This is a genomic window from Paenibacillus tabacirhizosphaerae, assembly GCF_040812395.1.
Lineage (GTDB): Bacteria > Bacillota > Bacilli > Paenibacillales > NBRC-103111 > Paenibacillus_E.
Map to the genome: position 1 here is coordinate 276,628 of NZ_JBFNXH010000004.1, position 12,333 is coordinate 288,960.

A 12,333-nucleotide genomic window follows, 5' to 3' on the forward strand; every position below is an offset into this window, starting at 1 on the left:
CGTTAGCCTTCCCTTGAAATTTTATATAACTGCTGGCCTTTTTGCAAAAGCAAGGGAATATTAGTGATAAAGCTCTCGATCCACAGGTCCAAGGTGGGGCGTGACGCCTCACTTCAAGTATACTTATACACCTCAAAGTAAGTACTTGCTTATCCCCTGATTATGTCTAAAATGAAGGGATACCTGCGACGACAACATCAACGCGGGTCATTTCAAAATCGGAGGTTGATCCTGTTATGGTTCCCATATCTATCCTAGATCTGGCTCCTGTCATTGAAGGCGGGACGCCCAAAGATTCTTTTCACCGTTCGCTTGATTTGGCCCAGCATGCCGAAAAGTGGGGCTACCACCGGTACTGGCTCGCCGAACATCACAATATGCCCGGCATTGCGAGCTCCGCGACGTCGTTGGTCATCGGCTACGTAGCCGGCGGCACAACGAAGATCCGCGTTGGCTCGGGCGGCATCATGCTGCCCAACCATGCTCCGCTCGTCATTGCCGAGCAGTTCGGTACGCTGGCGTCGATGTACCCTGGTCGGATCGACCTAGGGTTAGGTCGCGCTCCCGGCTCGGATCAGCCCGCGGCCCGTGCCCTACGCCGCGGCTTGGGCAGCGACGGCAGCGATTTCCCTGAGCAGCTAAGTGAGCTGCGCGGTTACTTCAATCCCGCCATGAGCACCGGAGTGCCGAATGTGCGGGCTGTGCCTGGGGAGGGGCTCGACATCCCCATCTGGCTGCTTGGCTCCAGCGGCTTCAGCGCGCAGTTGGCCGGACAACTCGGCTTGCCTTTCGCGTTCGCCAGCCATTTCGCCCCTGATTATTTGCTTCCGGCCCTGGAGCTGTACCGCAGCAACTTCCGGCCTTCCGAAGCACTCGCGAAGCCGCATGCGATGGTCGGCGTGAACATTATCGCCGCCGACACGGACGAAGAAGCAAAGCGGCTGGCAACTTCGCAGCAGCAGCAATTCCTGAATATTGTCCGCGGGCGTCCGGGTCTGCTGAAGCCTCCCGTGGACAACATGGATGCGCTATGGAGCGAACAAGAAAAAGCCTTTGTGCATAAAAGCTTAAGCTTCTCCATCGCTGGCAGCAAAGAGACGATTCGCGAGAAGCTTCGTTCTCTGCAGCAGCTTACAGCAGCCGATGAGTGGATTATCGCCGGGCAAATCTACGACCATGCTGCACGCCTTAGATCTTATGAGATCGTTGCCGACGTCGTGAAGGAATTAGAGACCAGCAATTAACTAGCGAGCACGGTATAGAACACAGTATAGAAAGTCCACTCGGTAAATTATGTATTTTTGCAAGCAGAAAGGTTGGCATACTCAACATGAATTCGTCTCAAGCCTTACGCGGGAACGCTGCTGCTAGTGGGCGCTTCCCGATTTCTCTCTTCTCGCTGACCGCTGGCGCTTTCGCCATCGGCATGACCGAGTTCGTCATTATGGGCATTTTGCCTAATGTGGCGGATGATTTGCACGTTAGCATCTCACAGGCCGGGCAGCTGATTACGAGCTATGCCTTAGGCGTAGCGATTGGCGCTCCGATCCTTGCCGTGGCGACGCACAGGCTGCCACAGAAGATGCTTCTGTGCCTGCTAATGGCACTGTTTATTCTCGGAAATATCATCGCTATGATTGCCCCCAACTATGCCATCGTGATGGTAGCCCGGTTAATTACCGCGCTTGCCCACGGCACCTTTTTCGGCGTAGGATCGGTCATCGCGGCCAACCTCGTCAGACCCGACAAACGGGCAGCAGCAATTTCCGTTATGATGGCAGGCCTGACGATTGCCAATATCATTGGCGTGCCGCTGGGCACCTTCATCGGCCAGCACCTGGGCTGGAGGGCCTCGTTCGGTTCAATTGTCATTATGGGAATTATTTCGTTAATCGGTATCCTGGTCTTCATTCCACGTATTCAAAAACAGACATCGGCGAGCCTTCTCCAGCAATTCCGAGCCTTAGTCCAGCCCAAACTGCTGCTCGTACTGCTCACAGGCGCTTTAGCATGCAGTAGTTTGTTTGCCGTATTTACGTATATTGCGCCTATTCTCATTCAAATTACCGGATTTTCCGAAAAAAATGTCACGTGGATCTTAGTGCTGTTCGGCTTCGGCGTAACATTTGGGAATATACTTGGCGGAAAGCTTGCAGACTGGAAGCTGATGCCTTCCTTGCTCGTCAATTTCGCGGTGCTGGCGCTGATTCTTGCCATCTTCGGTTTCACGGACAAAGTGCCTGCCGCTGCCGTTATCACCGTCTTCATTTGGGGAGTAGCTGCCTTCGGCATCTTGCCGGGCATCCAAATTCGCATCATGAATCTGGCCAAAGAAGCCCCGGAGCTGGCCGCCACCTCGACGCACTCCGCGCTTAATGTCGGAAATGCAGGCGGCGCTTTTATCGGCGGTTGGGCGATTACTCACCTAGGCCTCTCTTCCTTGCCGTGGATCGGCTCTATTTTGACGGCGACAGGGCTAGCCCTAGCGCTGGCGAGCTATGTGTACGAGCGAAGAGGACGTCAAGCCTCCTTATAAAATTGGAAAAGGACACCGCGACTTAAACGTAGTCGGGTGTCCTTTTTTACATGTCTCTATTTAACTGGAGCCAGCTTCGCCAAGCTCGTTATGATCCCGAGATGAATCGCTTCATGCATGAGCGCGAAGTTAAACAACTCGCCAACCGTTACCAATTTCAGCGGTCCCATCTCGAAAGGAACTTGCAGGGGTTCATTCAACGTTACCGGCGATACCTCAGAGAGGAGCTTCTGCTGGGCGGACAAGTATTGAATTAACTCCTCTTTAGATGGCGGTGTCACCGTCCAATCCGCGGGCTTCGTTCCCTTGAGGAACAAACCGGCGTGAGATGCAGGCAAGCCCGATCGGAACGGTATTCCCATGGAAAGAAAAAACTCTAACATCGATACCACATGGCCTGTGTTCCAACGAATCGTATTGCTAACGCCCTCCGGCTGATGATCGAATGCTTGCTCAGGGATAGCCTGCACCTGCCCGATAACGATCTGGCGCAATATTACTGCTGTGTTGATGATGGCTTTTGACATTTGGAATTCCTCCTAAGTGTGGATGTGTTTTCGTCTACAGGGCCATCGTAGCCCGAAAAGAACTGCCACAACCATACTTTCCACTGCCAAACAGTGCCATTTCGGAGAAAAACAGGCCCTTTTTCAGGTCGACCTCGGCTCTAAGCGCCATAAAGGGCGCTTCGACCCCGCTTCTGCCGGTCGCTCACTCCGTAGCGCCCTAAACGGCCTTTACAACCCTCATCCCGCATCGCGATTCAGGTTGCACTCGGCTCTAAGCGCCTAAAAGGGCGCTTCGGCCCCACTTCTGCCGGTCGCTCACTCCGTAGCGCCCTAAATGGCCTTTACAACCCTCATCTCGCTTCGCGATTCAGGTTGACCTCGGCTCTAAGCGCCTAAATGGGCGCTTCAGCCCCACTTCTGCCGGTCGCTCACTCCGTAGCGCCCTAAACGGCCCTTACAACCCTCATCCCGCTTCGCGATTCAGGTTGCACTCGGCTCTAAGCGCCATAAAGGGCGCTTCGGCCCCGCTTCTGCCGGCCGCTCACTCCGTAGCGCCCTAAATGGCCTTTACAACCCTCATCCCGCTTCGCGATTCAGGTTGCACTCGGCTCTAAGCGCCTAAAAGGGCGCTTCGGCCCTGCTTCTACCAGGCGCTCACTCCGTAGCGCCCTAAACGGCCCTTACAACCCTCATCCCGCTTCGCGATTCAGGTTGCACTCGGCTCTAAGCGCCTAAAAGGGCGCTTCAAGCCCTGCTACTGCCGGTCGCTCACTCTGTAGCACCCTAAACGGCCTTTACAACCCTCATCTCGCTTCGCGATTCAGGTTGCACTCGGCTCTAAGCGCCTAAATGGGCGCTTAGGCCCCTCTTCGGCCGGTCGCTCACTCCGTAGCGCCCTAAACGGCCTTTACAACCCTCACCCCGCTTCGCGATTCAAGTTGCACTCGGCTCGCCCCGCAACAGCAGCTAGCTCGCATTTTTTTCTTTCAAATTGAGGGCTACGAGTCTGGCCGCTGCATTTTGCCAATTATAGCAAGTTCGCTCTGGCACATTGGTGCGAAACCATTCGAGCGCGTCACGCGACACATTGTCGAGATGCTCGTCCGAATAGCGCAAACTATACGGCTTTACGCCCACAATGTACGGGAAATACAGCGCGTTGTAGAGTCTCCATTCTTCCGTCGTTCCGAACTCATCGTCACTGCGGGGCTTCAACTGACCGATGCTTTCGAGCAGCACGGATTTCAGCTCAACGGCCCGCTCCAACACCTCATCCGCCACTCCTCGTTTCTGCAGTCTATGATGAATCCATTTCATCTGCGTCAACGGATTCGAAGCCAAGCGTTCCAAATCACCAAAGTTGCTCAGTGCGCGACGCGTATAACGAAATAAATCTTCCTCATTGATTTCATCCGGTACCGCTGCCTCATCAATCCGCACTTGGACGCTCTCGACCAAACGCAGGCGAGTCTGCTCATGGCGCAGCTTCGGGAAGGTAATAAAAGCGATATGATCCAGCATCGCTCGAATCGGGTACACAAACACCTGAAACGCGATTGATATCGCGATGCTAATCTGCAGCAGAATCAGCGATGTGAAATTGAATCCTGCTGCCCACCCTATCGCAAGCGCCACCTGCCCCGAGAACAAAAACGTGAAGAAGACGGAGTAATCCAACGAACGGAAAAAATCCGGCAGCCAGGATTCCCCCTGCGCTTTAATTTCAGTCACCATGACATGGACCGCAAACAAAAGCAGGCCGATGCCGCTTCCGACCTGACTCCACCCTTTCCATGAGTCGTCCCGTAAAAAAAGGACGAACACAACTGTAAAGACATGCACAATAAGCGGTATAAACATCAGCAAGCTGCGTTTTTGCGACGCTTGGGATCTAGTTGCCAAAGCGGAACCCACAGTGAACAGCACGCAAAGGGCGAGCGTCGCGCAATAAATAATTTTACAAGCAATTGTATACAGACCTTCGTTAGAAATAATCATTAAAAGGATGCCGCTAATGAGGAAAAGAGATAAAAAAACATACTTCCAAATGTTCCACGCCGCGCTTCTTTTAGAATCAAAGGAGGAACTGTAAGACACGATAACGCCTTGCCAGAGAGCTAGAGGCAGTAATAAGGAAAGGTCCCGCACCTTACCCACAACCTCGCTTTGATGTGCCTCTTGAGCAAAAGGGACAAGCAGCCACGCCCCCAATCCACATGCGCAAATAACTAAACTAAGGCCTGAGAACCATAGCTTTACATTCCGTGTATCCCGATTGCACATATATAGACCGAACCAGCATACAATTCCGTATAAAATCAATTGAAAAAACAACAAATTCCTTGCCCCTTTCCAAACTTTCCCACACCCAGACGTAAATTATTATACGTGGACTTGCAAAGGGGAACAACAAAACCGCAAGAAAAAACCCCGCAGACTAGATACGGGGTTAAGCTCTTTATGAATGTATGTTTATCCGCGATACTGACGAATGAACCCAATCGCCTTCCCGATGTCGAGCTCTGGCTGTTCGCCGACTTCCCGTTCGATCGTTAAATAGCCGGTATAGCCAATGTCATTTAACGCCGCAAAATAACGGCCAAAATCCACATGTCCCTCACCTAAAGGCAGCTCCCGGTAGCTCGCTCCCGTAGTCGCGGTTTCAGCGATATTGTCGTGGCTCATCGGCTTATAGCCAAGAGCCCCATACACCTCGCGCGGGTCGACTTCCCGCAAGCGGATACCGTCTTTCACATGCGTATGGACAATATAATCCTTCAAAGTATACACGCCTTGCACCGGATCGTCGCCGGTCACCATGACCATGTTCGCCGGGTCGAAGTTGACGGAAACCCCATTGGTGCCCAGCGAATCCAGGAATTGTTTCAAGTGTGCAGCCGGTTCAGGCCCGGTCTCGATGGCGAAATAAGCATTCATGCTTTTGGCGTAAACGCCGAGTTCGTCGCAAGCACGCTGCATCGTTTCATAAATGGGGTCGTTAACGTCATCCGGAACAACGCCGATATGGGTCGTCACCACGTTCGTGCCCAGCTCGACGGCCAGATCCAATATGCGCTTCGACTTCTCAATTTTGCTCACATTTGCCAAATGGTCCTGAAAGCCATGACCGGCAAGATCGCCGCAAAGCGCTGAGATTTCCAGCCCCAGTGATTCGATGTAAGCCTTCAGCTCCTTCCGCGCGGCGGGGGACAAGTTCGCCGGGTCCATCTCGCCTTTTACCGCATAAATTTGCACACCGTCAGCGCCTAGCTCCTTGGCCTTTTTCAATCCGTCACGCAACTCCAACCGCAGGCTGTCAACCATAATACCGATGGGATTTTGAATATACATATGAGCCTTACACCTCGCTCCATAATCTTTTCATATTATCCAAACCGATTCTCGTGCCGTTCTTGCATTCTTCCATGCCTTCAAATTCAAGTGAAATGTACCCGCCATAACCGGAGCTTTTGACCACGCGAAGCACCTCTCGCAGATCAATATCGCCGTGACCTGCAATAGCGCCTCGCAAATAATTGCCGCTAGCGGTCTTGAACCAGCCTTCTCCCGGATTGTGATAGGAATAACGGCGGTAAAAGTCTTTCACATGCACCATAGACGCATAGGGCAGGTTATTTTTCACAGCAGCTACAGGATCTTCATCCACACACATGAAATTGCCGACATCGAGCGTCGTGAGGAAGTTGGTGCGTTCGACGGCTTGGACGAGGGCCTGCACGCGATCGCTGGCTTGAATGAAATAGCCATGGTTTTCAACACTCGTCACGATGCCATATTGCGCGGCATAATCGGCGATTTGCCTGCATGCCTCAACTAAACGGCCCAGTTCCCGGTGAAAGCTGCCAATTGAATTATCGCTGCTGTGCGCGACATCATGCCGCATCCGCGTTACACCCAGCCTCGCGGCGAGGTCGACTTCCCCTTTTACACGCTCAATCTCCTGCTTATAAGCATCCTCTGTGGCCGTGGCAAAATTAGCCCCAATCGCATAGTTCGATATCGCGATTCCGCGCGACTGCGCTTTTTCGCGAATCTCATCCGCAAGCTCTGGCTGACCCGCCAGCTCGAATCCGACCGGCACGATCTCAATATGTTCCGCTCCTTGATCGGCAACCCAGTCAATAACGCCCAGAATGTCCAGTTCGCCAGACTTCAAGGCCCCATATAAACTGTATGAACTGACGCCCAATTTCATCGTTGATCCCCTCGGTTTCCTTAAAATTGGCTGGTTACAGCTGGATTTCGATCCCTTTGGCAGCTGATTCATATATTCCGCAAAGGATTCTCATCATTGTGACGCCATCCTCAACCGGACTGATGGGCACACCGCCTGAGCGGCAGCAAGATACGAAATGATTCACTTCATTGTAAAATGCATCATGGATGTTCAGCGTTTTACTATCCGTCTGCGGGGCTATATTCAAGATCGTATCATATTTCTCAGTCACGAGCGTCAACTCCGGCTCCAGCTCGGCGCCGCCCTTGTCTCCGTACAGCTTCACAGAAATCTCATCCTTCTTGGCATGCAGCGTAAAGCTGACATCCACAAGCAGAGACGCCCCATTTTCAAAACGAATCAACGCGTTCGCCATATCCTCGACGCCATTCACCGTCGGATCATAATCGGCTGCCTTATAAAAGGACAAGTTGCGGATATGGGCGCGATTCCCCAGATTTTTGTACGTATTGCCACTGACAGAAACAGGCTTTGGACGCCCCATCATGTACCAACACAAATCGATGACATGAACGCCCAGATCGATCAAAGGACCACCACCGGACCGTTCCGAGTCGGCGAACCAGCCTCCTGGATTCCCGAGCCTGCGAATGCAAGATGCCTTGGCATAGTAGACTTCGCCGAGATCACCATGGTGAATGAACCCCTTAATGAGCTGCGCATTCGCATCGTAACGCCGGACGAAACCAACCTGCAACGTCTTGCCGGTTTCGCGTACAACGCTTTCAATTTGAAGCGCTTCCTCGACCGTCCGGCACAAAGGCTTCTCCACCAGCACGTGCTTGCCAGCTTGCAAGGCAGCTATGCTGATCTCCGCGTGCGTATTGTTCCACGTGCAAATGCTGACAGCCTCGACCTCAGGATCAGCCAAAAGCTCCCTATAATCCGTATACACATGCGGAATACCATATTGCTTCGCCTTCTCTTCCGCCCTTGTCCGGTTCATGTCGCAAATGGCGTGCAACTCCGCTTGACCTACTTTCTGATACCCTTGCAAATGCAGGTCCGAAATGGATCCTAGTCCAATGACACCAATCTTCGTTCTCAATTCGCTCATGAATGGCCCAGCCTCCTATGTATGGTTGCGACTTAAGCATTCGCATTATACAATCAGAATAACATGCAATTACCAGGGGGTAGAATGCCCATTATGACCACTTACATGGATTATAAGATCAGTTCGAAACCCATTCGGATCATCGACCGTTCAACGGATACAAGCAAGCTGAACGTAAAATCATTATCCATCATGACAGTAGGCCATCTGCCGCATCGCAAGCTGTATCGGCGCAAGGCCATATTCTCGCATTACGCGGTCGTTTACATCGCTGGAGGCTCTGGCACGTATCAAGTAGACGGCGGGGAGAAGCAGCGCGTGGGCAAAGGCAGCTTCTTTCTCTTCTTCCCGGGCGCTTCTTTCGAATATGGGCCTGCAAACGACGAGACATGGGATGAATTTTATTTCACGATAGAGGGCTCGCGGATTCAAGAATGGCTGGAAACCTGGCTAACCGAACCCGACCGGGTGCGGCAAGTAAGTACGGATGACGCGCAGCAAAGCAAAGTCGAGCGCATCTTCCTGCTGATGGAAAGCGGCGAGCCTGGCAATCTCGATCGCGCGGCCTTGCTGCTGGAATCGCTGCTGTATGAGCTCGTGCTAAGCAGCCAGCCAAGGCTCCGAGCGGTCGCCGCAGACCCTATGGCGGCACTGCTCGATGACATCTCCGCATCGATTCATCAGCCCTTCGAAGCCGCTGAAGTGTGCGAGCGGCATCATATTTCGTTGTCGACGCTGCGCCGGATGATTCACAAAGCAACCGGCTACTCGCTCCACGAATACGTGCACCGGCTCAAAATCTCAGAAGCCAAGAACATGCTGCTGAACACCCATCAATCGGTCAAAGAGACCGCGGTTTCCCTTGGATTTAAGGATGTTTTTTATTTCTCGCGCCTGTTCAAAAAGTACGTCGGCGTCTCGCCCATGCACTACCGGGCTAATGTATGAACATGCCTCAGGTCCTTGTCTAAACCCATACGTTGGAGCATGGCTAGGGAACTGGGTATGGGATTCCAACCGCTGTTAAAGTCGTGTTCCTTGATTGGACAAGGGGTGTGAACACGACTTTAAAGGCGGCCGCTATCGCTTTTCCACCCCATACCCATTCCCTTTTCTGTTCTACTTTGTGCTAACTTCCACTTTTCTTTTAACTAACCTGTCTTCCTACCCCTGAACACCCCTGTAAGAGTACGATTCTGGATGCATTTCGCCTCCGCAAGCTTCGTAAAAAAACGGAGGAGCTACTGCCGGACCGCCTATTCCCCATGCACAACGATATCGACGGAACTACGATGCCTTATTCCGCGGCAACGCCCCTTTCCTCCCCCTGAAGAGGAACTAGGGTGCGTTAATTCAGCGAATTTGTGTCTAAACCCCAGCATTTCCTGTTCATAACGCACGGTAGTTCCGCGAAATGTCCCTACAACCGAAAATACCGCCCCTTAACGCACCTACGTTCCGCTCACCCGTGCAAGAACACGATCTCTCGCAGATCGAGGCGGCATTGAGTAATCCAAACCGCTGTCGCACTCCCGGATTTTCTACGCCTATCACGTCAAATGCTCGTAGCACATGATGCGTGCGGAATTTCCCCGCTTTGACAGCTCGTCACACACATACCTGACGACATATACTTTCTGACGAAAAAATCCGAGGCTCCACCTATAACGCTGAACATTAAAATCCAACATTTGACATTGGTTTGACATCAAACTATAATAGGGCTATGCAAAATAGAGATGCCATTTCATTAATTTCCAAAATTAGAGAGAAAGTTAATCGATTTATTGTAGCAGAGATGGTGAAGCATGGGGTAGACGGTATTGGCACTTCACATGGCGATATCATCTATGCGCTATTTAAGAGGCCCAGACTTACCATGGCGGACATTTCCAAAGGGATTAATAAGGACAAATCCACAGTCACGGCACTTGTTGACAAGTTGGTCCGGCTCGGATATGTGACAAAGGAGAGGGACAGAGAGGACACGAGAGTTGTTTATGTTGCTTTAACCCATAAGGGGAGTGAACTGGAACCGATCTTCGAATCCATATCCAAAGAAATGTTAGACGCGTTTTACTTAAACATCTCTGAAAAAGAAAAAGAAGATTTGCTGAACGTTTTAAAAAAGATATACAACAACTTTTAAATTTTTTTCAGCAAATAGTTTGATATCAAACCAAATATCGAGGAGGAATTACTCATGAGAGATTTTACGAAAGAATTGCCCGATCATATCGAGAAATACTTGGGGGAAAACGATCTATTTATAGAGATATTCGAGGGGAAGAACCTCACGAAAGCAACTCAAGAAAGACCCCCTTTGCTTTTTGTACACGGTGCCTTCACAGGAAGCTGGATGTGGAGCAAATACATTCCTCACTTTATCGGTGAGGGGTGGACATGTTATGTCATGAACTTGAGAAGCCACTACAAAAGCAGGCTGCTGGATATGACCAGGATAACTTTCGAGGATTATTTGGAGGATATAAAAGAGGTTATCGCTGAGTGTGGTGTTCCGCCGATCCTTATCGGATTTAGCATGGGGGGGATCTTGAGTCAGAAATTGGCTGAAACCGCCCAGATCGCCGGGTTGGTGTTGATCGATTCCGTCATAAGCAAGGAAGTTCATGAAGTCGTACCCTACAAAGAATTAGAGCAAATGACACCCGGTCTCATAATCCCTGCCCCAGTCCGCGAAGAGCTTTCAAGCATAGATGAAACGGCAGATGACATTGAATTTCAAAGTAAGTATCTGACAATGGAGTCATCAAAGGCATTTAACGCTTTTGTCTTTTCAATCGAATCAAAGGGTATATCCATAGACAGCGGTTCAATTTCTTGCCCGTGCTTGGTTATCAAAGCAGTCAACTGCGATGATGACGACCGTCGGGGTCAGGTGACAGCAGAACATCTCCGTGCTGAATATAAAGGGCTTTGGAACACAACTCATACCGGCGTGCTCGTAGGGCAGAGATATATGGAATCAGTAGATACAATCATGGACTGGTTAAATAGATTTTAAAATGGACGCCCCGCAATCAGTAATCCCAATTTAGCAGGTCTTGCAGCAAGAAAAATCCACTCCAGCATTGGCAATGACGGAGTGGATTTCTCTTCAGGTATCCATCAGCCTCTCAAGAATCCCAGCAAAGCTTCGTTAAATTCCTCGGCATGCGTGGCATTGAATCCGTGCGGACCGCCTTTAATTACGACGAGCTGACTGCCAGCGATCCGCTCATGCGCTTTCTGACCGCTGATTTCGACCGGTACGATCGCATCAGCATCACCATGGAGAATAAGTGTAGGTACATTGAATTTCACCAAATCTTCGCGGAAATCCGTATAGCTGAACGCCGAGATGCAATCAAGCGTGCCTTTCGGCGATGCTACGGCCGCAATATCGCGATTGTACAGGCGGAACGCTTCACTGACTAAGTCCGTTCTGTCCCCCGCGGCGAAGAAATTAGTCGTGAATGCGTCTAGGAACGCCAGTCGGTCCGCCTGCACTCCGTCTTGGAATCCTTTGATCGCTGCATCGTCGAACCCTCCGTCCGGGTTATCCGCGGATTTGTATAAATATGGTGGAATCGCCCCTGCTAGCACTGCTTTCGAGACCTGTTTCGTTCCGTAGGTGCCGATATAACGCGCAACCTCGCCTCCACCCATGGAGAAGCCGACTAGCGTTACATCGCTAAGATCCAGATGCACAATCAACTTGTGCAGATCATGCGCGAATGTATCGTAATCGTAACCGTTCCACGGCTGAGAAGACTGACCAAACCCACGACGGTCATAGGTAATTACGCGGTAACCAGCGCCCACCAGTGCAGGGACTTGCTTCTCCCAGGACCTTCCGCTAAGCGGCCATCCATGAATCAATACAATTGGTTTGCCCGAACCTACATCCTCATAATGCAGCTCGATCACATTTCCATTTTCTTTTCCTACGCTAACCTTTGCCATGATTCAT

General features: G+C 51.3%; 11 protein-coding genes. 5 read left to right on the forward strand and 6 right to left on the reverse strand.

Annotated features, from left to right (window positions below; all coding sequences use genetic code 11):
* Positions 1-236: 236 nt before the first annotated feature.
* Positions 237-1,244 (forward strand): LLM class flavin-dependent oxidoreductase, encoded by a 1,008-nt coding sequence (locus tag ABRS97_RS09735; protein ID WP_367813290.1) that lies wholly within the window; start codon positions 237-239, stop codon positions 1,242-1,244.
* 86 nt (positions 1,245-1,330) lie between these two features.
* A complete protein-coding gene (locus ABRS97_RS09740; protein WP_367813292.1) occupies positions 1,331-2,536 on the forward strand; it encodes an MFS transporter in 1,206 nt (401 codons plus the stop codon).
* Positions 2,537-2,592: 56 nt separating this feature from the next.
* Here the strand turns inward: ABRS97_RS09740 and ABRS97_RS09745 are convergent, their stop codons facing one another.
* The 5 genes from ABRS97_RS09745 to ABRS97_RS09765 form a co-directional block, all read right to left on the reverse strand.
* Entirely contained in the window at positions 2,593-3,063 is a 471-nt protein-coding gene (locus ABRS97_RS09745) for a DinB family protein (RefSeq protein ID WP_367813294.1), read from the reverse strand.
* A gap of 948 nt (positions 3,064-4,011) precedes the next feature.
* Positions 4,012-5,382, reverse strand: coding sequence for a hypothetical protein (locus tag ABRS97_RS09750; RefSeq protein ID WP_367813295.1), 1,371 nt, complete (start codon positions 5,380-5,382; stop codon positions 4,012-4,014).
* Positions 5,383-5,517: 135 nt separating this feature from the next.
* Positions 5,518-6,396 carry a sugar phosphate isomerase/epimerase family protein gene (locus ABRS97_RS09755; protein WP_367813297.1) on the reverse strand — a complete coding sequence of 293 codons (879 nt, stop codon included), beginning with the start codon at positions 6,394-6,396 and terminating at the stop codon, positions 5,518-5,520.
* Between the two features lie 7 nt (positions 6,397-6,403).
* A complete protein-coding gene (locus ABRS97_RS09760) occupies positions 6,404-7,261 on the reverse strand; it encodes a sugar phosphate isomerase/epimerase family protein (RefSeq protein WP_367813299.1) in 858 nt (285 codons plus the stop codon).
* Between the two features lie 34 nt (positions 7,262-7,295).
* The gene (locus ABRS97_RS09765) at positions 7,296-8,360 is read right to left on the reverse strand and encodes a Gfo/Idh/MocA family protein (protein ID WP_367813301.1); all 1,065 of its coding nucleotides are present in this window, start codon (positions 8,358-8,360) and stop codon (positions 7,296-7,298) included.
* A gap of 93 nt (positions 8,361-8,453) precedes the next feature.
* Between ABRS97_RS09765 and ABRS97_RS09770 the strand changes: the two genes are divergently transcribed.
* The 3 genes from ABRS97_RS09770 (at position 8,454) to ABRS97_RS09780 (ending at position 11,385) form a co-directional block, all read left to right on the forward strand.
* Positions 8,454-9,308 carry a helix-turn-helix transcriptional regulator gene (locus tag ABRS97_RS09770; RefSeq protein ID WP_367813303.1) on the forward strand — a complete coding sequence of 285 codons (855 nt, stop codon included), beginning with the start codon at positions 8,454-8,456 and terminating at the stop codon, positions 9,306-9,308.
* Between the two features lie 778 nt (positions 9,309-10,086).
* Positions 10,087-10,509, forward strand: coding sequence for a MarR family winged helix-turn-helix transcriptional regulator (locus ABRS97_RS09775; RefSeq protein ID WP_367813305.1), 423 nt, complete (start codon positions 10,087-10,089; stop codon positions 10,507-10,509).
* 54 nt (positions 10,510-10,563) lie between these two features.
* Positions 10,564-11,385: an alpha/beta fold hydrolase gene (locus tag ABRS97_RS09780; RefSeq protein WP_367813307.1), complete on the forward strand. Its 822-nt coding sequence runs from the start codon at positions 10,564-10,566 to the stop codon at positions 11,383-11,385.
* Between the two features lie 104 nt (positions 11,386-11,489).
* Here the strand turns inward: ABRS97_RS09780 and ABRS97_RS09785 are convergent, their stop codons facing one another.
* Entirely contained in the window at positions 11,490-12,326 is an 837-nt protein-coding gene (locus tag ABRS97_RS09785; protein ID WP_367813309.1) for an alpha/beta fold hydrolase, read from the reverse strand.
* Between the last annotated feature and the right edge of the window lie 7 nt (positions 12,327-12,333).